Origin of the sequence: Pseudomonas sp. CFBP 13711, from assembly GCF_014842265.1 — a bacterium.
Lineage (GTDB): Bacteria > Pseudomonadota > Gammaproteobacteria > Pseudomonadales > Pseudomonadaceae > Aquipseudomonas.
In genome coordinates this window covers 147494-173016 of sequence record NZ_JACYVI010000011.1, presented here as the reverse complement: position 1 = coordinate 173016, position 25523 = coordinate 147494, and the positions used below count along the sequence as shown (strand labels likewise).

The following is a 25523-nucleotide window of genomic DNA, read 5'->3' as shown; positions in this document are numbered from 1 at the left end:
TATCGATGCGCCAGCCATCACCTGCCGCTGGCTCAGCCAGTCCTTCGGTGAATGTCTCCCTGCGTGCCGGTCATCTCCAATCCCCTGACGACGTTGCTCAGATTGATCAGCGTCATCCAGCGCACCTGATCACCCTTGCCGATGCTCACCAGGCTGCGCAGGCGGTCGTTGACCGACCCCCTGACTCTGACGCTCTGCTCCCAACCCTCGGGATGCTCGGAGGCCGGGTGGGTGAAGGTTTCAATGGAGTCGGTCCGGTTGACCACCAGCCCGAAGCTATTAAGCTCGCCCTTGACCAGCAGTACCCGCTCCAGCGTATTGTCGGGAGGCGTTCCGCCTTCTATCAGACTGCTCAGGCAGACCAGCGGAATCTGTTCGCCACGTAAATTGAAACTGCCCAGCAAATGGGTTTCCTGTTGCGCGAAGCGGACAAAGTGCTCAGGCATATCCAGGATTTCCAGCACTTGGTCCAGCGGAACCACGAACGGCTGAGAGGCCTGGAACACCAGGCACGTCTGGTTCATCTGCGCGAGGCGAGAGCCCAGCGCGTCCTGGATCGGCGGACTGGTCTGGTAGATCCGGGCGAAACTGAGCGTCTCCTGTCGCTCCACCAGCGCGCGATGTTCCAGCAACAGCGCCTGTTCTCCGTTTTCCAGGCCGACGACACCGGCAAACAGCGCGGGCTCCCGTAACCCATAACGCGGCAACGGCAGGATTTCATGAGCACGCTTGCGCACGATCGAGATCATTCGGTCATAGGTCAGACCGATGCGATAGCCTTCCCGCGAGGTCAACCCCAGCAATTGGGTCTGGTTGCGCGCCTGCTCAGTCGCCGGGCATTCAATGCCCAGTACCCGGTTCAGGTTCAAGGCAGGCACATCCACGCCACGCCGGTTCACCACCCCCAGGCAATAGTCGCCCCCCAGCTTGCTGGGCAGCATCTCCGGTCGGTCCACCAGCTCGGTGATCGCCTTCGCGTCCACGGCGTAGCGCTTTCCTTCGCACTCGAACAACAGCAAGTGATGCAGCTCCCGGGCGGGGTCCTGAACCTGCTTCTCCTGGTTTACATCCCCGGAGTGCGCAGTCAAGACCTGGGGCAAGCCGCACAGTGCTTGCAGATCGAGCCGGTAGATCATTCGCTCACTGTCCAGCAGCGCGAGTTCGGGCAGCAGCGCAACCGCGGTGCCCTCCCCGCTGAGCCGACACAGGTTCCGCGGCTCGACCTTCATCACATCACTGACGCCGCTGACCGCAATGCCAAGGCGTCGGCCTTGATGATTGACGATGGCGACCATCTCCAGCGGATCGTGAGAGGAGACGTCATGCTCACCGAGCAACGACCGTAGTTCGATCAGCGGCAGCGCTCTCCCGCGCAGGCTGAACATGCCGAGCAGCGCGCCGCCTTGCTGCGGGTGAGGCTGCAGCCGGGCGGGCCAGTTGATCACCTGTTCCAGTGCGTGGGCGTCGATCGCGACTTCCAGCCCGGCAATCTTGACGACCCCAAAAGCCAGGGCGTCGCTCACAGGCTTTCAACCTGGCCTGGCACGCTCAGGCCTTTGCCCAACCCGGTCGCCAGCTTGATACGGTTGAGCTCGCCGATCAGTTCGGCTACCCGCTCAGCCAGATGATGCTGTTCCTGAGTGGCCGCGCCGATGGTCGTCATCGCGCCATTGGTTTTTTCGACACCGGCCACGATCCGCTCGAACGCACTGCCCGCGCTGCGGGAGATCTCGCTGCCGGAATTGATGCGGCGGACCGTCTCCTGAATCAGTTTGTTGATTTTGGTGGTGGCCTGGGAGGATTTTTCAGCCAGCTTGCGCACTTCATCCGCCACCACTGAAAAGCCCAGTCCATGTTCACCGGCCCGTGCCGCTTCGATCGCTGCGTTGAACGCGAGCATGTTGGTCTGGCCGGCGATCGTACTGATCACCTCAATGATTTCCTGGATGTCTTCGGCCGACTTGCCGATGGTGTCCATCGCCGCGGACGCCTCGTTGAGGGTCTGGGAGCCGCGCTGGGCTTCATCCTGGGTAATGCGTGCCTGATCGTTGGCGTCGCCGGTGGTTTTGACCACTTCGGCAATGGCCTGCATCAGGCGGGTGACTGACTCATCCATGGCCTGGGTCTTGGCTTCAATGGCTTCTTCCAGCTCGACCTGGGCGGTAATGTCGGTGGCGAACTTGACCACCTTGTAGGGTTGCCCCACCGCGTTGAACACAGGATTGTAGGTGGCCTGAATCCATATTTTCTGCCCGTATTTGCTGATGCGCATGAAGCGACCTGTGAAGAACTTGCCGCTGCTCAGGGCGCCCCAGAACTCACGATAAGGCGTGGTCTTGACGTACTCGGGTTCACAGAACAGCGAGTGATGGCGGTCCTTCAATTCCTCCATCCGGTAACCCACCAGATCGAGAAAGTTAGCGTTGGCCGAGAGAATATTGCCGCTCAGGTCGAATTCGATCACGCCCTGGGCGCGGTTGATGGCGTTGACCTTGCCTTCGTGCTCCATCGTCCGCAGTTTGGTCTCGGTGACGTCGGTGGCGAACTTGACGATCTTGTAGGTCTGCCCCTGGGCATCAAGAATCGGGTTGTAGGACGCTTGAATCCACACATCCCGACCGTCCTTGCTCAGGCGCTTGTACTCGTTGGAGTCGTATTCCCCCTTGCCGAGTTTCTCCCAGAACTCGCGGTAAGCCAGAGAAGCCGCGTATTCGGGTTCACAGAACATGCGGTGATGTTGGCCCACGACTTCTTCCAGGCTGTAACCCATGGCCGCGAGAAACTTGCTGTTGGCGTTCAACACATAACCTTCAGGCGTGAACTCGATCAACGCCTGGGAGCGCTCGATTGCAGCGATTTTGCTTTCCCATTCGGCATTGCGATTGCGCACTTCCGTGACGTCGCTGGCAAATTTGACGATTTTGAAAGGCTTGCCGTTGTTGTCCATTACCGGGTTGTAGGTAGCCTGCAGCCAGATCTGGCGCCCGTCCTTGGCCTGACGTTGGTACTGACCGGCGTCAAACTTACCGGTGCCCAGCTTCTCCCAGAACATCAGGTATTCCTTGCTGGTCGCATAGTCGGGCATGCAAAACAGCCGGTGATGGCGCCCACGAATTTCCTCGATTTCGTAACCCATGCAATCGAGGAAGTTCTGGTTGGCGTACAGCACGTTGCCCTGCAGGTCGAATTCGATGACGGCCTGGGAGCGGTCGATGGCGCTCAGGAGGGAGTTCAAGTCAGCGCCGGCCTGGGCGAGTTCGGCAGCAGGGTTTGATCGGTTGTTCATGGGGCAGGTCCGCTAATTGGAGTTGGATGGGCGGGGTTCCTTCCCTGAAAGTAACAAGCAGCAGCTATTCACTTTCCAGCGTTCGAGAGCGTCGCCTGAGATGAAGCTCGGGGAAACTCGGCTTGCGTTGTTCGCTGGCCAGGCAACAATCGGCGGGCCTGGCCAGTGCAAAACGTGCGTGCTGGCCTATTCGCATCGGCTGCGGATGGCATGAACTTGAGCCCGGGTTGTACATTTATTTATGCATGTACAACGTTGTACCTCGGCAAGTCGACCGGCGGGGGTTGTAGGGTGCCTCGGCAGGCCTTTAACATTTACTGGCTTTTTGAAGCACATTGAAGGAGACACCGTGTCTTTGTCCCTCTGGCTGCCTACGCCGCCTTAGCGCTACGCCCCCCTCTCAACACGCCGACCGCCCCCTGATTGCGGTCTAATTCTGCCGTGCCTGATTGATCGTCGCGGCGACCCCAAAAACTCTATTGATTACAGACGCACCTGCATGCCTCAGCGTTTGCCGCCGGGCCTCATGCCGTGCCTGCTATGGGTAAATACATGCGCGAACCTATCAAAACCGCCTGGTTATCAAACATCAGGGCGGATGTCCTTGCCGGCCTGGTGGTGGCGCTGGCCCTCATCCCCGAGGCCATTGCGTTTTCCATTATTGCCGGCGTCGACCCCAAGGTCGGTCTTTACGCCTCATTCTGTATTTGTACGGTCATCGCCTTCGTTGGCGGTCGTCCCGCGATGATTTCCGCCGCCACGGGCGCCATGGCGTTGTTGATGGTGAACCTGGTCAAGGACCATGGCCTTCAGTACCTGCTGGTGGCGTCCCTGGTGTGTGGCGTTCTTCAGATAATGGCTGGCTACCTGCGGCTGGGCGAACTGATGCGATTCGTGTCTCGCTCGGTCGTCACCGGCTTTGTGAATGCCCTGGCAATCCTGATCTTCATGGCGCAGCTCCCCGAGCTCACCGGGGTTACCTGGCCGGTTTATGCCATGACTGCGGGAGGCCTTGCGATTATCTACCTCTTCCCCCGCCTGCCCGTGCTCGGGAAACTGCTTCCTTCGCCGCTGGTGTGCATCGTTGTACTCACAGCTGTTTCAATCAACATGGGCCTGAGCATCCACACAGTGGGAGACATGGGATCGTTGCCCGACAGCTTGCCGGTTTTCATGTGGCCGGATGTCCCGCTGACGCTGGAAACACTGTTGATCGTGCTGCCCTACTCTGCCGCGCTGGCCGTGGTGGGGCTACTCGAATCGATGATGACAGCGACCATCGTCGACGACCTCACCGACACGGGGAGCGATAAAAACCGTGAGTGCAAAGGCCAGGGTGTCGCCAACATCGCGGCCAGTCTCATCGGTGGCATGGCGGGTTGCGCCATGATCGGGCAATCGATGATTAACGTGAAATCGGGTGGCCGAACCCGCTTGTCGACCCTGAGCGCAGGGGTGTCCCTGCTGATCATGATGGTTTTCCTGGGTGACTGGCTGGCCCGCATTCCCATGGCAGCATTGGTCGCGGTCATGATCATGGTGTCCATCAGCACCTTTAGCTGGGATTCCATCCGCAACCTCAAGGCGCACCCCCTTCCAACCAACATCGTAATGATCGTCACGGTGGTGGTCGTCGTTGCCACAGACAACCTGGCGTTCGGAGTCATCGCCGGCACCTTGCTCGCGGCGATGTTCTTCGCCAACAAGATCGGGCATGACCTGGAGGTCACGTCCAGCCGCGATCCTGAACATCGTCACCGCACCTACTACGTATCAGGCCAGGTGTTCTTCGCCTCATCGGACCGGTTCTCCGAGGCCTTTGATCTCAAGGAGCCATTGGAGACGCTGGCCATTGACCTGCGCGAGGCCCACTTGTGGGACATTACGGCAGTCGCGGCTATGGACAAAGTGGTGTTGAAGCTTCGCCGTGAAGGCGTGCAGGTGGACGTGATCGGGATGAATCGGGCGACTGCCACCCTGGTGGACCGCTTCGGCATCCATGACAAACCGGGCAGCGTTCATACACTGATGGGGCATTGACGGCCCGCGATGCGAGCTGTGGCTGTGGCTGCGGAGCGCCCGTCAAGCGCCCGTCCATGCTCCGTTGCCCGGAAAGCCCCGGGGCGATGCGGCGGTACGCGCGTTCGTCCGTTCGAACGACCTGTTGAACTTCATCGCCGCGCCGATACCGAAGATGCTGAACGATCTGCCCGTGGGCGGCCGCTCTCCCGCACAGCCGTACACGCCCTTGCTCGACCCGATGCGGGTCGAACGATGGCCTGACACTTCGCCCCCTTTTCAGGTAATGCACATGGCAGCAAAGGCTCACCTCGGTTTAAAAAATCATGAAGTTCTGGGGCATTTTCTAGACGCAGCTTCGCACCTGACCGGGGCAGCGGGCGCCATACTGATCCTGCAAGACGAAGACCAATGGCACACGGTAGCGACCCACGGCGCCGCACCGCTGGTGCGTCCGGACGAAATCACCGGTGGTTGGCTGAAGATGATGTTGTCCTACGGTGACGTCGTCGACGTAGGCGCAGCGATGCCCGCTGACACCGTACTGCCTGCCGGGCTCGATCAGATTGTCAACGCATCGCTGGTGTGCGTTGCGATCAGGGATTGCAACGCGGTGCTGGCCGGAGCGGTACTGATGACAATCCCGCTGCCCCATACACGACTCAGCGTCGCACACATCTACGGCCTGCAAACCCATGCCGCCGATCTTTACGACGCGCTGAAGATGGACCCGGCAAACGGGGCCGGCGCGTCTGCGGTGATCGAACGTCTGCGCTTGCTGGAGTCGGTGGTGGTCAACGCCAAGGACGCCATCCTGATCACCGAGGCGGAACCCATCGATTTGCCGGGGCCACGCATTGTTTACTGCAATCCAGCGTTCCTGACCACCACCGGTTTCAGCCTCGACGAGGTCATGGGAAAGACGCCGCGGATTCTGCAATGCCCGGAGACCGATCGCCAGACGCTGCAAAAAATCAGGGATGCGCTGCAACGGTGGGACCCCGTTGAAGTCGAGCTCATCAACACCCGGCGTGACGGCACTCAGTTCTGGGTGCAGCTCAGCATCGTGCCGGTTGCAAACGAGAAAGGCTGGTTCACCCATTGGGTTTCCGTTCAGCGCGACATCACCGAGCGCAAAGACGCAGAGCAGCATTTTCGGCAGGCTCAGCTTGATCGTGAGGAACGCGTGGCGCTCGAGTCGAGGTTGATCGAGAGAGAGCGTATTCAAGACGAGTTGTCCTACGCGGCGTTTCATGATGAGTTGACGCGGCTCAAAAACCGGGGCTATTTCATGGCCCGCATCCATTCGGCCCTAAGCAAAGGGACCACGCAGAAGCCCGGCGCGGCGACGGTGTTGTACCTGGATCTGGATCGATTCAAATACGTCAACGACGGCATGGGCCACCACGCCGGGGACAGCCTGCTGAAAAGCGTTGCCCTCCGCCTGAGCGAATGCATCGATCCCACTGCGGTGATTGCCCGCATCGGAGGCGACGAGTTCGCGATCCTGTTGACTGACGAAGGCCATCAGGAACAGGCCATCGAGACGGCCGAGCGCGTGACCCACGCCTTAAGCCTGCCGACCGCCATCGACGGGCAACAACTCTTTATCTCCTGCAGCATTGGCATTGCGACGCTGGACGTTCAGCACACCACCGCCGAAGACCTGATCCGTGACGCGGACGTGGCCATGTACGCCGCCAAGAAGAAAGGCCGTGGCAGCTGGGCCGTTTTCGACCTCTCGATGCGTCAGGCGTCGATCGACATGCTGCTGATGCAGAACGCGCTCAAGCACGCGATCACCCGCAATGAGTTCTATCTGGTGTACCAGCCGATCTATTCCATTGCGACTGAGACGATCGTAGGCGTTGAAGCCCTGGTCAGGTGGCGCCACTCGACTCTCGGCATCATCGCGCCGGATGTGTTCATCAGCGTCGCAGAGGACATTGGCGTCATCTGCGACCTTGGGCAGTGGGTCATGCGCAGCGCGTGTCGCGAAGTCAAGAAATGGAGTGACGCCGCCGGAGCAGTCACCCTCAAGCTGAACGTCAACGTGTCCGGCGTTGAACTGAACCGCAGCGACTTCGTCACGCAGGTCGCCGAGATTATCGCCGAGACCGGATTCGATGCCCGCGCCCTGCAGATCGAGATCACCGAGTCAGTGTTCCTCCATGAGCCGGAGATTGTGGCCAAAACCCTTGAAGACCTCCGCGCTCAAGGCATCCGCATTGCGCTGGACGATTTCGGCACCGGGTACAGCTCCCTTGGTTACATCGACCGCTACCCCATTGACGCGATCAAGATCGACCGTTCTTTTGTCACGCGCATGATGAAACATGAACGCAGCGTCGCCATCGTCAACAGTATTTTGTCGCTGGGGCAGGCACTGGACCTGGCGATTGTCGCCGAGGGCGTCGAGACCCTTGGCCAGCTCGATCAGCTCAGGGAACTGGGCTGCCCTTACGCCCAGGGTTTCCTGCTCAGTCCGCCGGTGCTGGCTGAAGATGTGCTGGCGATGCTGATGACGAGCAAACGCCAGCCCCTCCCTTGATGCGTTAGCCACCTGAAGCTGCCGTTGCCCGGGCCACGTGCTGTATGAGTTGGGAGCGCTTACGCGGCTTAAACGATGTCGTCAACCACACCGCCATCAACCCGCAGCGCTGCGCCGGTGGTGGCGGATGCCTGGGGCGAGCACACGTAGACGATCATGTTGGCGACTTCTTCAACGGTGGCGGCACGCTGAATAATCGAGCTGGGACGGTGCTCGGTTACGAAGGCCTTGGTCACTTCCTCCAGGGATTTGCCCGTGCGCGCCACTTCACTTTGCATCATGGCGGCAGCGCCATCGGACAAAGTCGGCCCCGGCAGCACGCTGTTGACCGTTACCCCGCTGCCCGCAACCCGTTTCGCAAGGCCCCGGGCCAAGGCCAACTGCGCGGTCTTGGAGACGCCGTAGTGAATCATGTCAGCGGGGATGTTGCGTGCGGACTCGGACGACACGAACACCACCCTGCCCCATTTCCTGGCCACCATTGCCGGGAGCAGTGCGCGACTCAGGCGTACCCCTGACATCACGTTGGTCTGCCAGTAGCTGTCCCACACCTCATCTTCGGTTTCAAAAAAATCCTGGGGGCCATAGATCCCGGCGTTGTTGACCAAGACGTCGATAGGCCCGGCCCCCCGCAGCAGCGTTTGAACACCGCCTGCATCACTTAGATCTGCGGCGACGCCGGTAATCGTGGCACCGGGCACAGCGCTCATCAGTCGGGCAATTGCTTGCTTGACCGAGCTTTCACTGCGGCCATTGATCACCACCTCGGCACCCGCCTCGGCCAGACCTTTGGCAATCGCGAAACCGATGCCGCCGGTTGACGCGGTGACCAGCGCACGTTTGCTATTCAGCTGAATGTTCATTTCCACTCCGTCACATTTGGGTTGGGGGCAGTACAGAACTCACCCTATTTGAGCTGCCACGGCTTGCATAGACGCAATCGCGTCTTTCGCCATCGAGTGGCCACAAGCCGCGTCTCAGAGCCTTTTGCCAGCATTTACCGTTCGTCACTCCCGGCCAATCTCTTTGAACGACAGGCCGGTACGGTCGTACTAAATCTGGCGCATATATGTCCCTATCTGCACCTCATTTTTCTGGAGAACCCATGAAAGCCATTATTTACAACGGTCCTTACGACGTCAGCGTTCAGAACGTTCCCGATGCCAAAATCGAAAAGGCGACCGACGTGCTGGTCCGCATTACCACGACCAACATCTGCGGCTCCGATTTGCACATGTATGAAGGCCGCACCAGCTTCGAAACGGGCCGGATTCTGGGTCACGAGAACCTGGGCGAAGTCATCGAAGTGGGCGCCGCAGTTGATCGCGTGAAAGTGGGCGATATGGTTTGCCTGCCGTTCAATATCGGTTGCGGCTTCTGCGAAAACTGCGAGCGCGGCCTGACCGGCTACTGCCTGACCGTTAATCCTGGCAGTGCCGGGGGCGCCTACGGTTTTGCCGAGATGGGGCCTTATGAGGGTGGTCAGGCTGAACTGCTGCGCGTGCCGTATGGCGACTTCAATTGCCTGGTGCTGCCTGAAGATGCCAAGGAGAAGGAAGACGACTACGTTATGCTCTCGGACATCCTTCCCACCGGCTGGCACGCGACAGAGTTGTCCGGCTTGCTGCCGGGTGAAAGCATCGCGATCTACGGCGCTGGCCCGGTCGGACTGATGGCCGCCCATGCCGCGATGATCAAAGGTGCCTCGCAAGTCTTTGTGGTCGACAACCATCCAGACCGTCTGGCACTCGCTGCCAAGCTGGGCGCCACGCCGATCAACACGGCACAGACCCAGGCCGTGGAGCAGATCATGAATCTCACCAACGGCAAAGGCACTGACCGTGGCTGCGAATGCGTGGGCTATCAGTGCTGCGACAAGCATGGCCATGAAGCCAATCACGAAACCATGAACAACCTGGTCGCCTCCACCAAGCCCACCGGCGGTATCGGCGTCGTGGGTGTCTTCGTGCCCCAGGATCCCAACGCTGCAAGTGATCTGGCGAAAGAAGGCAAGATGGCCTTCGACTTCGGTTCCTTCTGGTTCAAGGGTCAGCAGATCCGTACTGGCCAGGCCAACGTCAAGGCATACAACCGTCGCCTCGCCGAGCTGATCCACCATGACCGCGCCAAGCCGTCGCAGATCATTTCCCACAGCCTGAAGTTGTCCGAAGGTCCGGACGCCTACAAGCACTTTGATCAGCGGGACGACGGCTGGACCAAAGTCGTGCTCAAGCCTTCGGCATAACCCTTCTGCACCCTCCGTTGAGGCGCTGTGACACTGGCGCCTCGACGACCCTTCCCTGGCGATCCAGTTCTCCTTGATCCAGAGGCGCAAAGGCACATCCCTGCGCGGTACGAAAACTGCATTTGCTCATCCAATCGCCAATCAGATGACGCCTGACATGACGCTGGTTCGATTTTTTTCCACAAGATTGACACCCAAAGCGCTGTCCAACTCGCTAATAGGTTTCATCGCATTAGTCTGTGTACTTTTAGTGCTCGCCACCGCCTGGCAGATGCAGCAATCGGCCAATGAACGAGTGGACGCTGCGAAAGTGTCTGTCTCGAACATAGTCCTCGCCGCCGAACAGTTGGCGCGTGACACGATGCTGCAGGCCGATAACACCTTACAGGACATCGCAGAGCGCGTGGCCCATGACGGGATCATTGCTGATCAGCAAACTCGCCTGACAACATTGCTCGCTCGGCAGGTCGAACGTATTGACGGAATTCAGGGCCTGTTCATATTCGATGCAAAAGGCAATTGAGTTGCGAACTCTTTTGCCCAGGGCATACAGACCAAAAACAACAGTGATCGCGCTTACTTCATTTACCATCGCGACAACACCAGCCAGGCGATCCATATTGGTTCTATCGTTGAGAGCAGAACCACCGGAGAACTGATCATCCCCATCAGCCGCCGCATTGAATCGTCTGATGGAACATTTGCGGGCGTCGCGCTCGCCACGATTCCTGTTGCCTATTTTCAAAGCTTCTTCAAGCGGGTAGACATTGATAACGACGGGGTCATCTTCCTCGCTCTCGACAAAGGCGAATTGCTTGCACGGCGTCCGACGGTGGATGCGCTGATGACAACCAATATTTCAAAGGGAGATATTTTCAGTCGCTATCTTCCCCATAGCGATAGTGGCACTGCGATTATCAAATCGGTCGTGGATGGCGTAGAAAGGATATATGCCTATCGTCGGCTATCGGGACCGCCCATCGTCGCAGCGGCGGGGATCTCATATCAGCAAGTGTTCGCGCCGTGGTGGTCATATGTTTTCCATTCCATGATCGTTATGGGGGTGATCATTTTAGCGATGGCGTTGCTGGGCGGGTTGCTGTACCGCCAGATCCAGCAGCTGCTTGTTGCAGAAAGCGAACTCAATGCGGCGCAGGACAAACTGGAAATCATTGCGATGACGGACAGTTTGACGTCATTGGCCAACAGGCGAAGTTTCGATGTTGCCCTCAAGAAAGAATGGGGCCGCGCGCTCAGAAACCAGTCAAGTCTTGCCGTGATCCTGTTGGACATAGACTGGTTCAAACAATACAACGATCACTACGGCCACCTGCCGGGCGATGACTGCCTCGTTGAAGTGGCTGCACTCATTGCGCAAAGTGCCAGCCGGCCTTTCGATATAGCCGCTCGTTACGGCGGCGAAGAATTTGTGATTTTGCTTCCTGAAACGGAACTGGCGGGTGCCATTGTGGTGGCTGAAAAAGTGAGACGCTCGATAGAACAGGCGCAGATTCAACATTCAACAAGCGCCCTGGGCATCATTACGATCAGCGCTGGCGTCGTCGCGGTATGCCCGACTGACAAAAATAGCCACAGAGACAGCATGGCCGAGGCTGACCGTCTGCTGTACTGCGCAAAGATTAACGGGCGCAATTGTATAGAAGCCGCTTCATACCAGCGCGTCCCATCGGTGGTTTGCTGTGAATCGAATGGTGAATGATCGCGCTTAGGCTTGATGCGCGGCTGAATCCCCAGGCGCTCAGGGCTATGTCAAAGGCGACGGTCATCCGCGCATCAACCGGTCATGCCCCTGTCAACGGGAGGCCCCCAGGCTTCCGCGCATTTCGGCAATCATGTCCAGCAAGATGATTTTGACCGCCTGGGCCGGCACCGACAGTGGCAGATGCCCGGACAGGCACAGCGCCAGAGGCGCCTCGATCTCGGGTTCGACGATGCGGGTCAGGTGGACGTCCTGGTGCTGCTGCATCGCACGCGCAGCGGACTCGGGCAGCACGGTCGATCCGAAGCGTTCGGCAACGGCGGTTGCAAGGGTCGAGGCCGATTCGACTTCGGCGATCACCTTCGCGCTGAGGTTGAGTTTCATCAGTGCATCGTCCACCAGCCGCCGCATGATGTTGTAGGTGCGCGGCAGCAGCAGGTCGAGCGCGGCCAGTTCGGTCAGCGGAATGCTCGGCTGCGCGGCAAACTGCGGATCGGCGCTGACCAGGTACAACTGCTCGCGCAGCAGGGGTGTGAAGCTCAGGCCGTGAATTTCGCGACCGCCGTACAGCACCGCCATGTCCATGCGCCCGTTCATGATCAGCTCACTGAGCGTGGTGCCGAAGTTTTCGTTGAGGTAGAGAAGGATCCCCGGATGCTGCTCACGCACGCGGCGCAGCAGCGGCACCGACAGCGCCGAGGCCGCCGTGCCGGGCGCCAGCCCCACCGACACCTGGCCTGACAAGGCATGGCCGGTGGCATTGACATCGCTTTGCGCCTGTTCGCATTGACGCAGGATCAACTGCGCATGCCCGTAGAGGACCTTGCCGGCTTCGGTCGGGGTCACGCCGCGCTTGGTGCGGATCAGCAACTGCTGCTGCACTTCGGTCTCGAGCGTCACCAACTGCTGGCTGAGTGCCGGCTGTGCGATGTGCAGGACGTTGGCCGCCTGGGTCATGCTGCCGATGTCGACAATCTTGACGAAGTACTTCAAACGGCGAAAATTCACGCGGTCACACCTTTGTTTAAGATCATGGCCTTGCCAGAGCAAGAGCCGCGCCAGCCGGGTGAAATCCAGGCCAACGCGCAGGTCATCGCCTTTACCTATGGCCCGCGCCGGGCGCTCCAGCATCGAACCCGCACGCGGCACCCTCCTCCCTCCCACCAAATTGGTGCAGCTCGGCCCCCGGGGTGCGTCATAAGGAGGCCTTATCCGTCCAGAACAAAGACGTCTTTCTGCCTGCGCGCCTCAGCTCTTAAATTAGCCTACCGACACCCGAGGAGCGGCCGCATGCCTGCCTGTCATCCGTATCGCAGCACTCACCCATGACCCGTGCCGAAACCCGACCGTTGACGTTTCGCCAGGCGCTGCTGGCCATGCTCGGGGTCTCGCTGGTGCTGATGTTGTCGGCCCTCGACCAGACCGTCATCGGCAACGCGCTGCCCACTATCGTCAGCGAGCTGAACGGTTTTGATCTGTACGCCTGGGTGGCAACCGGCTACCTGCTGACCTCGATCGTGACCATTCCGATCTTCGGCCGCCTGGGTGATTACTACGGGCGCAAGCCTTTCGTCATCGCCGCCACGCTGATCTTTATCTTCGCCTCCGTGCTGTGCGCGCTGGCCAACGGGATGGTTGCGCTGGTGGCCGGACGCGCGCTGCAGGGCATCGGCGGCGGCATGCTGGTCGGTACGGCCTTCGCGTGCGTCCCTGAACTGTTTCCCGACACCCGCCAGCGCCTGCGCTGGCAGATCATGCTCAGCGCGCTGTTCAGCGTGGTCAATGCCATCGGGCCGGGGCTGGGTGGTTTCATGACCGCGCATTTTGGCTGGCGCTCGGTGTTCTGGCTGAACCTGCCGCTGGGGGCGCTGGCGTTGTATTTCGCCTGGCGCCATTTGCCGTGGTACCGGCCGGCCTCCACCGGGACGATTCGCATGGACTGGACCGGGGCCGTCCTGATCGCGCTGGGCCTGGGCGCTCTGCAACTGTTCGTCGAATGGCTGGGGCATTCCAGCGCGGCGGTGTGCACGGCGCTGGGCGCTATCAGCCTGGCGGCGTTCACGGCGCTGTGGTTTCAGGAGCGACGCAGTGCGGCGCCCCTGCTGCCCGGTCCGCTGTTTGCCGATCACAGCATGCGGGTGCTGTTCATCCTCGCGCTGCTGGCCGGCGCGGTGATGTTCACCCTCTTGTTTTACCTGCCGCTGTTGCTGCAAGGGGGCTATGGCTATTCACCGCAACAGGCCGGCGTGTTGATTACACCATTGGCGCTGAGCATCACCCTGGGGGCGATCGTCAACAGTCGGATCATGACGCGCCTGCGCAATCCCAATCGCCTGCCCCAGGCCGGTTTCGCCACCCTGGGGGTTGCCTGTCTTGGCCTGGCGCTGAGCGGCCCGAGCGCCGGGTTCAACACCCTGCTGGGGTTGATCCTGCTGGCGGGCCTGGGCCTGGGGTTCATCTTTCTCAACCTGTCGGTGTTCACCCAGACCCTGGTGCAGCGACAGTACCTGGGCATCGCGACCGCGCTGCAGCAATCGCTGCGACTGGTCGGCGGCCTGCTGGGCACGGCGTGCATGGGTGCGCTGGTGAACGTGCTGTATGCCTGGCACCTCGGCCGCTTGCTGACCCAGGCCGGTCAGACTCAGGCACTGTCGTTGCTGAGTGATCCGCAAGTGCTGTCCCAGGGTGCGAACGCGCCAGGTCCTGCACTGCTCAGTCCTGCACTGCTGACGCTCGGACGCACGGCATTGGTCGAGGCCATGTCCATAGGGCTGGCGACCTGCGCCGTGCTGACCGTCATCGCGCTGTGGATATTGCGGCGGCTGCCCACGGTGCAACTGATGCCCGCTCCAGGTCAGGCGGCAGGCGCCACGTCATGAACCCGACCCTTTTCTTATCCCCCTGCGCTACAGGAATTTCCGCATGAACAGCAGTCCGCAGCCGCTCGGTGCCTCCCCTGCCCCCGCGCTGCTTTTGACCGACGGGCCCGCCAAGGTCTCGATGATCGGCAGTCGTGCGTTTCTCATCGATGCTCCGGGCGATTTCGATCTGGCCGCGCAACGGCGCATCTGGGCCTTGAGCAACGCGCTGCAGCGCGAAGACGATATCGAGGAGCTGGTGCCGGGCATGACCAATCTGCTGGTGGTGCTCAAGCAAACGCCTCCCGCGCCGGACCTGATCATCGAACGACTGCGCGAAGCCTGGCGCCTGGCGCGAGAGCTCGACCTACCGGGCCGGCTGATCGAGATTCCGACCTGCTACGGGGGCGAACACGCCATCGACCTGCCAGCCATCTGCGACTTTTCCGGGCTGCCCGCCACCGAGGTGATACGGCGTCATCATCAGGCGACCTACACCGTGTTTGCGGTCGCCAGCGCGCCGGGCTTCGGCTATCTCGCAGGCCTCGATCCGGCCATCTACATGCCACGCAAGAAGGTCCCTTCGCTGAACATGCGCAAAGGCATGGTCACCATCGGCGGCATGCAATCAGGGCTTTCGGTACTCGACGGCCCCAATGGCTGGAACGCCCTGGGCAGCGCCGATCTGGCGATGTTCGACCCCTATGCCAGCGTTCCCGCCACCCTTGCACCGGGTGACACCGTACGTTTTTTGCCTGAAAGGATCGAACTGTGATCGAGATTATCGCCAGCGGCCCCCTCAACAGCGTGCAGGACCTCGGGCGCCGCGGTTATCGCAACATCGGCGTCGCGACCGCCGGAGCCATGGACCCGGTCGCCCTGCGTGTCGGCAACCTAATGCTCGGCAACGCCGACAACTGTGCCGCCATCGAAATCCAGACCTTTCCCTTCAAGGTGCGCTTTACCCGCACCCTGGCAATCGCGCTGACTGGCGCCGACTGCAAGGCGCGTCTGGATGGTCAACCCATGCTGCCCTTGTGGGCCTGTACCGTGCAGGCCGGTCAGGAACTGGAGCTCAGTTTCCCCAAGGGTGGCGCCCGTGGCTACTTGTGTGTCAGCGGCGGTATCGACGTGCCGGTGCTGATGGGCTCGCGCAGCACGTCGCTGCGGGGCAATTTCGGTGGACACGAAGGCCGGACCCTGACTGCCGGTGACACATTGGCGGTGCTCGAGGTACCTCTCCCAGCGCTGCCCGCCGCAGGCTTTGGGGTGACACCGCCAGGCCAGGCCTTGCGCGAGCGCTTCCCGGTGGACGACGATGGGGCGCTGCTGCTACGGGCGATTCCGGCGGGTGAGTACGCGTTGTTCCAGGCCGATGCCGAGCGCTTCTGGGCGCAGAGCTGGAAGATCTCGGCGCAAAGCAACCGCACCGGCTATCGCCTGTCAGGGCTGGCGATCCAGCCGGAAACCGTGGTCGAAATGCGTTCCTATGGGCTGGTCCCCGGTATCGTCCAGGTGCCGCCTGCTGGCGAGCCGATCATTCAGATGAGCGACGCCAACACCGCTGGCGGTTACCCGAAGATCGCCGGGATTATCGAGGTGGACCTTTGGCGGTTGGGGCAGGCACCGATCGGCAGCCGGATTCGTCTGGTCAAGGCAGACACCCAGGATGCAATCGCTGCCGAACAGGCGCTTGAAGGATATTTGCAGGGGGTGGGCCGGATGCTGCAGGCGCTGGCCCTGCGCTGATAGAAGGCGGGCTTGCCGGCAACAGGGCCTTGGCGGGCCCCATCGCCGACAAGCCAAATCAACTCAAATCACTTCAGCCCCGCACAGAACTCGGCGATGCGGTCACAGCCTTCGCCGAGCACGTCGAGGCTGGTGGCATAGGACAGCCGGAAGTACGGACTCATGCCGTAGGCAGCGCCCTGCACCGTGGTCACATGGTGCTCCTCCATCAAGGCCATGACGAAATCCGTGTCGTTGCCGATTCGGCGGCCACCGCGGGAGGTCCGGCCGATCAGCGCCGAGATGTTCGGGAACAGATAGAACGCACCTTCCGGCTTGTGGCACTGCAGCCCGGGAATATCCGCCAGCCGCCCGAGGACGAAATCGCGGCGCTGCTGGTAGATCGCCGCCCGCTCTTTGAGCAATTCCTGAGGGCCATCGAGCACGGCAATCGCCGCCGCCTGGGTCAGGGTGCAGATCCCGCCGCTGTTCTGGGTGTTGACGTTGCTCATCGCCTTGACCAGATCCGCCGGGCCACCGCAGAAGCCCATGCGCCAACCGGTCATGGCATACGCCTTGGACACACCGTTGACGGTCAGCACGCGGTCGAGCAGACGCGGTTCGACGTCCCCGATGGTGCAGAACTCGAAATCGTCGTAGATCAGGTGCTCGTACATGTCGTCGGTCATGATCCACACGTGCTCATGACGCAGCATCACCGACGCAATGGCGGCCATCTCGGCCCGCGAGCACGCCGAACCCGTCGGGTTGCTCGGGTAGTTGAGCAGCAGCCACTTGGTCTTCGGCGTGACGGCCGCTTCGAGGTCTTCGGGGCGCAGTTTGAAGGCATTGGCCTGGGTGCAATTGACCGGCACCGGCACACCCCCGGCGAACTTGACGATGTCGGCGTAGCTGATCCACGCCGGGGTGGGAATCAACACCTCATCGCCCGGGTTGATGGTCGCCAGCATGGCATTGAAGATGATCTGCTTGCCGCCGCCCGCAGTGAGGATCTGGGTAACGTCGTAGTCGAGATTGTTATCGCGCTTGAACTTGCGCTGAATCGCCGCGCGCAAGGCCGGCGTGCCGTCGGTGGGCGGGTATTTGGTGTCACCGGCACGGGCCGCCGCATAGGCGGCCTCGATGGCGTGCTCGGGCGTGGGGAAGTCGGGCTCGCCGGTCGACAAGCCAATGACCTTGATGCCTTGGGCGGCCAGGTCACGGGCTTTCTGGGTCATGGCCACGGACGCGGAAACGGAAACGTTTTTCAAGCGATCAGCGATAGCAGGCATTGTCATCAGTCTTCGTGGTTGCGGGATCGGGGGGGGCAAAACAAGCATAAAAGCAAACGTCCGACGGGCTCCAATAGCGCTTTACTGTGGTGACATAACCTAAATGGATGGCCCACTTCACCGTGCCGCAGATGCACCAAGGCCCGGCATGATTGCCGGGCCTTGGTGGCGCGAGTCCGCCTGGGCGCTTATTGCGTGGCCGAGCCGCCCGAGGTCTGCTTGATCAGCGTCAGGGCCTTCTGACCGCTGCGCGCGCAGTTGTCCAGATCACCCTTGGCCTCGTAAGCCTTGGCCTCGGCAATCAGCTGATTGACCTCGGACGAAGGGCCGGTGACAGACGAAGGCTTGGTGATCGCCGCTTGATCGGCGAGCTTCTGCAACTGCAGCGAGCACAGGTCCTCAGCGGCCATCGCACTGCCGGCGACCATCATCGCCGCAACAACCATTAATCGTTTCATTGCGCAGTCTCCCTGATTCATGGATAAACCCGGCCCGCCATCGGGTGGTCATTCAAGCGGTTCGAACTTCAGCGCGCTGAGCTTCTGCACCTTCTCTTCGCGCACCATCTTGTATTCGGTGTTTGGCCCGATCCACTTGGCCCAGATCTGGTCGATCTCGCCAGCGGTCTCCATGGCCATCAGCGCGTCGTTGACCTTCGCCAACAGGGCGGGCTCTTCCAGGCGCATGCCGACGCTCACCGGTTCAAGCGCCATCGGCTCTTTGACGATGCCCAGCTCAACACCGCCGGCCCCGGCCTGAGCGACCAGCTTGGCCGCCGACATGGCATTGGTCACCACGCCCAGCACCTTGTTCTGCTGCACCGCCAGGTACGCCGAACCGGTGTCCTGGAACGTCACCGGGGTGGCCTTGGCCATGCGAATCGACTGCTCGGAGGTCGAGCCCTTGGTGGCGCTGATGCGCTTGCCTTCGAAGTACGAACGCGGTTGGTCCGCCAGCGGCTTCTTGACCACGAGCATTTCCTTTGCCACGTAGTAAGGGTCGCTGAACTGGATCTGCTGGGCGCGGGTTTTGGTGTACGCCAGGTTGGCGATGACCACATCGACGCGGCCCATCTTCACTTCCGGCACCCGTGCTTCGCCCGACAGTGGCTTGAGTTCAACCTTCACGCCCAAGTGCTTGGCCAGCGTGCTGCACAAGTCCACGTCCATGCCTTCGAGCACGCGGGTTTGTGGGTTGGGCGAAGAGAACGGCGGCACATCGGAGTAAACGCCGCAGCTCAGCGTTTGTTTCGCCTGGATATCCGCCCATTGATCGGCGTGAGCCGCCATGGCGATTACCGGGGTGACGATCAGGGCCAGACAGGCCGATTTGATACGCATGCATCCATCCTCAAAAAATGGTGTTGTGTGGGCGGCAGCCTGAGCGCGCGGGTATGCCGCGCGAGGGTCGTGGGCGGCTCTGACGGCGCCTCAATGAGAACGTAGATCGCTGATGAAACGTTGCGCGCGAGGGTGCGCGGGCTCGCTGAAAAACACCTCGGGCGTGGCTTTCTCGAGAATCTGCCCGGCGTCCATGAACCAGATGGTGTCGGCCACTTCGCGAGCGAAGTGCATCTCGTGGGTCACGCACATCATGGTCATGCCCTCCTTCGCCAGCCCGCGCATCACGCTCAGCACTTCCCCGACCATTTCCGGATCGAGGGCACTGGTGGGTTCGTCGAACAGCATCACCGGCGGCTCCATGGCCAGCGCCCGGGCGATGGCCACGCGCTGCTGCTGCCCGCCCGACAACTGCCCGGGATAGGCACCCGCCTTGTGGGCCATGCCGACACGATCCAGTAGCTCCATCGCCTGCTTCTTCGCGGCCGAGCCCTTGATGCCTCTGACCTTGGTCGGCGACAGCACGACGTTGTCGAGCACCGACAGATGCGGGAACAGGTTGAAGCTCTGGAACACGAAGCCGATGCGGCTGCGCAGGCGATTGACGTTGGCATCGGTGCCGTGGATGTCGTGGCCTTCGAACAGAATCTGTCCGCCCTGGATGGCCTCGAGGCGATTGACGGTTCGGATCAGCGTCGATTTGCCCGAGCCCGAGGGGCCGCAGACCACCACCACTTCACCCTTGGAGATTTCCGCGTTGATGGTGGTCAGGGCACGGTACTCGCCGTACCACTTGTCGATGTTGGAAAACGTGATCATGGGTTTCATGGCGATTACCTGGGCAGATCGGTGGAGGCGAGTTCGGGAATGGCCTTGGCGGCAGATGCTCTGCCGTTATCGCCCTGGCGCTTGCGCTCGATGCGATGTTCCACGGCACCGGCCAGCCGGGTCAGGCTGTAGCAGATGCAGAAGTAGCTGATTGCCAGAATGAAATAGACCTGGAACGGTTTGGTCAGCAGCTGGTTGTTGACCTGATTGGCCGAGAAGGTCAGCTCCTGCAGGTTGATGATGTAGCCCAGCGTGGTTTCCTTGATGATCGAGACGAACTGGCTGATCAGGCTCGGCAAGGCGTTGTAGAGCGCCTGCGGCAGGATCACGTAACTCATCGCCCGCCAGTAACCCATGCCCAGCGCCCGGGAGGCCTCGTACTGACCCGTGGGCAGCGCTTGGATCCCGCCCCGCACGATCTCGCTGAGGTAAGCGCTCTGGTAAATCACCAGCGTGCACAGCATGGTGGTGAAGGCGCTGATGTTATGGCCGATCAGCACCGGCACCAGAAAGTAGGTCCAGAAGATCACCAGCAACAGCGGGATGCCGCGCAGCACATACACCCAGACGAATGCCGGGTAGCGCAGCGCGCGGAACGGCGAGATGCGCGCCATGGCCAGCAGAATGCTCAGCGGAAAGGCGATCACCAGCGCCAGTGCCGACAGCACCAGGGTGTTGACCAGGCCGCCCATCGGCCCGCTTGGGTACTGGCCGATCAACAGCAGTTCCCAGTTGCCCCGCAGGATAGTAAAGACATCGAACATGTGGGATTACCTCGCCCGCGCCAGATCGAAACGACGAGCGATCAACGCCCCGATACCCATCAGCACCAGCGAGACCGCCAGGTAGCCGACTGTGGCAACCAGGTACGACTCGAAGGTGCGAAAGGTGTAGTTCTCGACTTCACGGGTGGCGTAGGTCAACTCGACCACGCCGATGGCCATGGCCAGGCTGGTGTTCTTGAACAGCAAGACGGTGTGGTTGATCAACGACGGCAGCGAGTTGCGCACGCCCTGGGGCAGGATCACGTAACGCATCGAACGCACGTAACCCAGGCCCAGCGCCCGCGAGGCTTCGGTCTGGCCCTCGGGAATCGCCCGCAAGCCGGCGCGCAGGTCCTCGGCGAAATACGCCGCCTGGCACAGCCCCAGGGCGATCACCGCAAAGATGAATTCAGTGCTGAAATCGGCCAGCCACAGCTGCACGCTTTCCGGCAGGAGCGTCGGCACACCGAAGTACCAGAGCATCAACTGCACCAGGGTCGGGACATTACGGTGGTACGCCACATACGCGGCGACCAGGTGTTCGGCCAGTTTGTTGTGGGTCAGGCGCACCACCACCAGCAAAAACGCCAGACTCATGGCCAGCAGCCAGGCGAAGAGCATCAACTTGAGGGTCAACAGCGCACCCTGAAGCATCAGTGCGGCGTATTCGCCGGTCAGAATCGGCCCCAGATCGAAACCTTTAATCATGGGAGTCACCTATGGAAGTCTGTAGCGGCAGCGTCAATCGAAAGCCGGAGCCCGCAAGGGCGTGACGGATGCATCCGTTCTTGTCCGGCAGCCGCCTCAACTCCCCTGGGGGCGCGTGGTTTGCAGACCTCCGGGGACCTGCAGCGTCGGGGTGATTTCCATATGGCCGACGTTCATCGACACCGGCGCCGCGATGGCAAAGGCGATGGCGTCGGCAATGTCGGCCGCGACCGGCAGCTCGAAGCCTTCGACGTACTTCTTGTGGCTTTCTTCCGGGTTGCCGTGGACGTGGGCAAAGATGTCCGTGGCCACGCGGCCGGGGCAGATTTCAGTCACCCGCACGCGCTTGCCGAACACGTCGATGCGCAGGTTGCGCGAGAGCATGCTGACGGCCGCCTTGGTGGCGTGGTACGTCGAGTTGCCACCGAAGTTGTAAGCGGCGGCGATCGAACTGATGTTGATTACATGGCCCCGGTCGCGGGTGACCATGCCGGGCACCAGCAAGCGGGTCAGGTGCAGCACCGCGCGCAGGTTGACGTCGATCAGTGCGTCGATGCCCTCGGCGTCGGCATTGAGAATCGAGCCAGGGCGATCGACGCCGGCGTTGTTGACCAGAATGTCGATGTCCAGTCCTTCGGTCAGCGCTGTAATGCCCGCCAGGTCAGCCACGTCCACGGCGTGGGGAATGCAACCGGTACGGGCAGCGAGGGCGGCGAGGTTCTCGGCGTTGCGGGCCACCGCGTGCACGGTGATGCCTTCGCGACACAGGCGCTCGACCGTGGCAGCACCGATGCCCGAAGAAGCGCCGGTCACCAGTGCGGTCTTGTAGTCTGAAAATGGCATCTCTCATTCCTCATCAAATCGTTCGGCGACCCCGTGTTGCCGGTGTCGGAAAATAGGGGCCGGGCCTGTGTCACGACTCTACTGGGCCACGATTGCGGGCGCCAAGACGTAATCACTGTGTGGCGATAAGCGCTGCTTATGGCCCGCTGCAGCCCAATGAATTCAGGGGATCAGCCGCGAGATCGGGACAATGTCACCGCCGCCCTGCTGGATTTCTTCACGGATGTCCCGCGCCAGTTGCACCGCCCCGGCGGTATCGCCATGGAGCAGAATCGAACAGGCGTCGATGTTGATGCGCTCGCCGCTGTAACAGGTCACGGTGCCGTCGTCGAGAAACTGCCGGACCCGCTCGCGGACCTTGCCCGGCTCCTTGATCACCGAATCGGGCAGTTTGCGGGGCACCAGCAGGCCGTTCTTGTCGTAGGCGCGGTCGGCCAGAAAAGTAGTCGCCACGCGCAAGCGGTGACGTTCGGCGGCGCCCTCGATGGCGCGGCTGGTGGACGAACTGACAATGATGTTCGGATCGAAGGCGGCCACGGCGGCGATCAGCGGCGCCGCTAGCTCGGCATCGGCCGCGGCCATGTTGCCCAGGGCCCCGTGAAAACTCATGTGGGTCAGCCGATGCCCCGCCACGGCGGCGAACCCGGCCAGTGCGCCGAGCTGGTAGATCACGTAAGTGGCCAGTTCCCGCGGCTCGATCTGCATCGGCCGGCGACCGAAACCGAGCAGATCGGGAAAGCCCACGTGGGCGCCCAGGTCGATGCCTCCGGCAAGCGCCAGACGCACCGTGGTGTCCATGATCAGAGGATCTCCGGCATGGAAGCCGCAGGCGACGTTGGCCGACGAAATGATCTGCATCAACGCCTCGTCCTCGCCCATCCGGTAGGCCGCGAAGCCCTCGCCGAGGTCGGCGTTCAAATCGATTTTCATGCCCTGCTCCTTATGCCCTGCTTGTCATGCGTGGACCAGCGACAGCAGCGCCGTGCCGTACTCGACCCGTTGCTGTTCGTCGACCATGAACGCTTCCACGGTGCCCGCTGCGGTGGCGGTGACCGGCAGCAAAACGTCGCCGACCTGGATCAAGCCGATCAATGTACCCACGGCGATCACATCGCCGGGCTGCACTTCAGGCGTGTCGCGGCCGGGATGGCGGGACAGGAAGCGTCCGCAGACCGTGGCCATGGCACCTATTCGGGTCGCGGGCGCAGTGGGTTCCGCTGCCTGGGCCGTCACCGCAGCCCCGGACGCGATGCGATCGAGCGGACGGGTCAGGCGCAAGCTGAAGTCGCCGCTGTGCAACTCGAACTGCGCCAGGTTGGCGCTGCTGATCCATTCCACGATCTGTCGAATCTTGCTGATGTGCATCGCGCTTACTCCGCTTGCCGTCGGGCCTTGAGCCAACGTTCCAGATGATGGATGTCCACCGAGCCCGCGCAGAAATCCGGGTCTTGAAGGATGTCGCGATGGAGCGCGACGTTACTGCTGATGCCTTCGATGCGCAGCTGCGAGAGCGCCGTGCGCATACGCGCCAGCGCTTCCTCGCGGGTCGCGCCGTGGGTGATGACCTTGGCAATCATGGAGTCGTAGTACGGGGGCACCTGGTAGCCGGCGGTTACATGGGAATCGACGCGCACGCCCATGCCGCCGGGGACTTCCCAACGCGTTACGCGCCCTGGGGTGGGAATGAAGGTTTGCGGGTCCTCGGCGTTGATGCGGCACTCCAGCGCATGACCCAGCGTGTGGATGTCGCGCTGTTCGAAGGTCAGCGGTTCCCCCATCGCCATGCGCAGTTGCTGTTGAACGATGTCGATACCCGTGGTCAGTTCGGTCACCGGGTGCTCGACCTGCAAGCGGGTATTCATCTCGATGAAATAGAACTCGTCGTCTTCGAACAGGAATTCGAAGGTGCCCACCCCGCGGTAGCCGATCTGTTGGCAGGCCCGCACGCAACGCTCGCCGACGGCCGCCAGCAGCGCTGCATCAATACCCGGCGCCGGCGCCTCCTCGAGTACTTTCTGATGGCGGCGCTGTTGCGAACAATCGCGGCTGCCCAGCCACACGCCCCGGCCGTGGTTGTCGCACAGCACCTGGATCTCGACATGGCGCGGATGGCCGAGGAATTTCTCGATATACAGCTCCGGATTGCCGAAGGCCCGTCGGGCCTCTTCACGGGTGACGCTGACGGCCGGCAGCAGATCCTCACTGCGCTCGACCTTGCGCATGCCGCGTCCGCCGCCCCCGCCTGCGGCCTTGACGATCACCGGATAACCGATTTCGTCGCCGATGCGCTGGATCAGCAACGGATCGTCCGGCAACGCGCCTTCAGGCCCCGGAACGCAGGGCACGCCAGCCTTGCGCATGGCACGCTTGGCCGCCACCTTGTCGCCCATTTGCCGAATGCATGTGGCGGTCGGCCCGATAAAGGTCATCCCGGCGGCTTCGACCCGCTCGCTGAAGTCCGCGTTCTCGGACAGGAAACCATAGCCGGGGTGGATGGCCTGGGCGCCAGAAGCCTGTGCCGCATAGATGATCGCTTGCTGATTCAGGTAGCTCTGTCCGGGCGCGGCCGGGCCGATGCACAAGGCTTCGTCGGCATACTGCAGGTAAGACGCCTGGGCATCGGCCTGGGAATAGACCATGACGGTTTTCAAGCCGAGGCCATGGCACGCGCGCTGAATGCGCAGGGCAATTTCACCGCGGTTGGCGATCAGTACTGTGTCGAACATGGGAAACCTGCCTGGGGCTAAATGAGGTCGAACAGCGGCTGACCGGATTCCACTTCGGTGCCGCCCGCTGCGAGGATCGCGTTGACCTGCCCGGCGCGGATGGCCGTGACCTGATGAAACATCTTCATCGCCTCGACGATGCACAGGGTCTGCCCTGCGGTCACGGCATCACCGATTGCCACAAACGGCGGCTCATCCGGCGAAGGGGTCAGGTGCAGGACGCCGTACAGCGGCGAACACACCGGTTGGCGGACCGGCTCCGAATGACTCACATCTGCCGGGGCGTTTGCCGGTGCATTTGCGGGCGCCGCAGCAGGCTCGACGGTTGGTTGAACAGCGGTGGTTTCGACGACGGGCGTTGCGACAGGCGCTCCGGCATGGCGGCTCAGCGTGACCGTCGTGCCGCCTTCGCTAAGCGTCAGTGCGCTCAGATCGGACTCGGCAAGCAGGTCGATCAGTTGTTTGATGCGCTGTTGATCCATCTCTTTTTTCTGCCTCTTGCTCGCTCGGCCGAGCGGTCATGACTCGGGTCTGCCGCCAATGTACCGAGGCTGCCGGGTGGCACGCCAAGAGCCTTTATAACTGGAGCAATAAGCCCGACTTATGACCGCTTTT

At 61.5% G+C, this 25523-nt stretch carries 21 protein-coding genes and 1 pseudogene; 7 read left to right on the top strand and 15 right to left on the bottom strand.

All coding sequences use genetic code 11. The features are described from left to right. Nucleotides 1–32: 32 nt before the first annotated feature. Entirely contained in the window at nt 33–1523 is a 1491-nt protein-coding gene (locus IFT47_RS20290; protein ID WP_192174683.1) for a chemotaxis protein CheW, read from the bottom strand. Then, a complete protein-coding gene (locus tag IFT47_RS20285) occupies nt 1520–3286 on the bottom strand; it encodes a methyl-accepting chemotaxis protein (protein WP_192174682.1) in 1767 nt (588 codons plus the stop codon). The genes IFT47_RS20290 and IFT47_RS20285 overlap by 4 nt, the downstream gene beginning before the upstream one ends. A gap of 552 nt (nt 3287–3838) precedes the next feature. Between IFT47_RS20285 and IFT47_RS20280 the strand changes: the two genes are divergently transcribed. Both IFT47_RS20280 and IFT47_RS20275 read left to right on the top strand, forming a co-directional pair. Further along, on the top strand, nt 3839–5326 hold the full coding sequence (locus IFT47_RS20280) for a SulP family inorganic anion transporter (RefSeq protein ID WP_192174681.1): 1488 nt from the start codon (nt 3839–3841) through the stop codon (nt 5324–5326). 271 nt (nt 5327–5597) lie between these two features. After that, on the top strand, nt 5598–7856 hold the full coding sequence (locus IFT47_RS20275; protein ID WP_192174680.1) for a putative bifunctional diguanylate cyclase/phosphodiesterase: 2259 nt from the start codon (nt 5598–5600) through the stop codon (nt 7854–7856). Nucleotides 7857–7924: 68 nt separating this feature from the next. Here IFT47_RS20275 and IFT47_RS20270 read toward each other — a convergent pair whose 3' ends face one another. Beyond that, nucleotides 7925–8719: an SDR family NAD(P)-dependent oxidoreductase gene (locus IFT47_RS20270; RefSeq protein ID WP_192174679.1), complete on the bottom strand. Its 795-nt coding sequence runs from the start codon at nt 8717–8719 to the stop codon at nt 7925–7927. Nucleotides 8720–8961: 242 nt separating this feature from the next. Here IFT47_RS20270 and IFT47_RS20265 point away from each other — a divergent pair, with 242 nt between their 5' ends. Together IFT47_RS20265 and IFT47_RS20260 are read left to right on the top strand one after the other, a co-directional pair. Next, nucleotides 8962–10101 (top strand): glutathione-independent formaldehyde dehydrogenase, encoded by a 1140-nt coding sequence (locus IFT47_RS20265; RefSeq protein ID WP_192174678.1) that lies wholly within the window; start codon nt 8962–8964, stop codon nt 10099–10101. A 157-nt stretch (nt 10102–10258) separates the two neighbouring features. After that, nucleotides 10259–11821 (top strand): annotated as a pseudogene (locus IFT47_RS20260) (sensor domain-containing diguanylate cyclase). Nucleotides 11822–11914: 93 nt separating this feature from the next. Here the strand turns inward: IFT47_RS20260 and nac are convergent. Beyond that, on the bottom strand, nt 11915–12829 hold the full coding sequence (gene nac / locus IFT47_RS20255; protein ID WP_192174731.1) for a nitrogen assimilation transcriptional regulator NAC: 915 nt from the start codon (nt 12827–12829) through the stop codon (nt 11915–11917). A 317-nt stretch (nt 12830–13146) separates the two neighbouring features. Here nac and IFT47_RS20250 point away from each other — a divergent pair, with 317 nt between their 5' ends. Genes IFT47_RS20250 through IFT47_RS20240 form a run of 3 tightly spaced genes read left to right on the top strand, consistent with a single transcriptional unit; the run spans nt 13147 to nt 16428 of the window. Further along, nucleotides 13147–14700 (top strand): MFS transporter, encoded by a 1554-nt coding sequence (locus IFT47_RS20250; protein ID WP_192174677.1) that lies wholly within the window; start codon nt 13147–13149, stop codon nt 14698–14700. A gap of 43 nt (nt 14701–14743) precedes the next feature. Then, the gene (gene pxpB, locus IFT47_RS20245; RefSeq protein WP_192174676.1) at nt 14744–15454 is read left to right on the top strand and encodes a 5-oxoprolinase subunit PxpB; all 711 of its coding nucleotides are present in this window, start codon (nt 14744–14746) and stop codon (nt 15452–15454) included. After that, nucleotides 15451–16428 (top strand): 5-oxoprolinase/urea amidolyase family protein, encoded by a 978-nt coding sequence (locus IFT47_RS20240; protein WP_192174675.1) that lies wholly within the window; start codon nt 15451–15453, stop codon nt 16426–16428. The genes pxpB and IFT47_RS20240 overlap by 4 nt, the downstream gene beginning before the upstream one ends. 68 nt (nt 16429–16496) lie before the next feature. Here the strand turns inward: IFT47_RS20240 and IFT47_RS20235 are convergent, their stop codons facing one another. From IFT47_RS20235 to accB, 11 genes are all read right to left on the bottom strand, one after another. Further along, entirely contained in the window at nt 16497–17705 is a 1209-nt protein-coding gene (locus IFT47_RS20235; RefSeq protein WP_244656058.1) for a pyridoxal phosphate-dependent aminotransferase, read from the bottom strand. A gap of 182 nt (nt 17706–17887) precedes the next feature. Next, nucleotides 17888–18157 carry a hypothetical protein gene (locus IFT47_RS20230; RefSeq protein ID WP_192174674.1) on the bottom strand — a complete coding sequence of 90 codons (270 nt, stop codon included), beginning with the start codon at nt 18155–18157 and terminating at the stop codon, nt 17888–17890. Between the two features lie 48 nt (nt 18158–18205). Beyond that, on the bottom strand, nt 18206–19039 hold the full coding sequence (locus IFT47_RS20225) for an ABC transporter substrate-binding protein (protein ID WP_192174673.1): 834 nt from the start codon (nt 19037–19039) through the stop codon (nt 18206–18208). Between the two features lie 90 nt (nt 19040–19129). Next, nucleotides 19130–19858 (bottom strand): amino acid ABC transporter ATP-binding protein, encoded by a 729-nt coding sequence (locus tag IFT47_RS20220; RefSeq protein WP_192174729.1) that lies wholly within the window; start codon nt 19856–19858, stop codon nt 19130–19132. A 14-nt stretch (nt 19859–19872) separates the two neighbouring features. Beyond that, on the bottom strand, nt 19873–20631 hold the full coding sequence (locus tag IFT47_RS20215; RefSeq protein ID WP_192174672.1) for an amino acid ABC transporter permease: 759 nt from the start codon (nt 20629–20631) through the stop codon (nt 19873–19875). Between the two features lie 6 nt (nt 20632–20637). After that, nucleotides 20638–21339, bottom strand: a complete 702-nt coding sequence (locus IFT47_RS20210) for an amino acid ABC transporter permease (protein ID WP_192174671.1) — start codon at nt 21337–21339, stop codon at nt 20638–20640. A gap of 96 nt (nt 21340–21435) precedes the next feature. Continuing rightward, entirely contained in the window at nt 21436–22182 is a 747-nt protein-coding gene (locus IFT47_RS20205; protein WP_192174670.1) for an SDR family oxidoreductase, read from the bottom strand. A 162-nt stretch (nt 22183–22344) separates the two neighbouring features. Next, entirely contained in the window at nt 22345–23112 is a 768-nt protein-coding gene (locus IFT47_RS20200) for a LamB/YcsF family protein (RefSeq protein ID WP_192174669.1), read from the bottom strand. A gap of 24 nt (nt 23113–23136) precedes the next feature. After that, entirely contained in the window at nt 23137–23547 is a 411-nt protein-coding gene (locus IFT47_RS20195; protein ID WP_192174668.1) for an acetyl-CoA carboxylase biotin carboxyl carrier protein, read from the bottom strand. A gap of 5 nt (nt 23548–23552) precedes the next feature. Continuing rightward, nucleotides 23553–24908, bottom strand: a complete 1356-nt coding sequence (accC, locus tag IFT47_RS20190; RefSeq protein WP_192174667.1) for an acetyl-CoA carboxylase biotin carboxylase subunit — start codon at nt 24906–24908, stop codon at nt 23553–23555. Nucleotides 24909–24925: 17 nt separating this feature from the next. Further along, nucleotides 24926–25390, bottom strand: a complete 465-nt coding sequence (gene accB, locus IFT47_RS20185) for an acetyl-CoA carboxylase biotin carboxyl carrier protein (protein WP_192174666.1) — start codon at nt 25388–25390, stop codon at nt 24926–24928. Between the last annotated feature and the right edge of the window lie 133 nt (nt 25391–25523).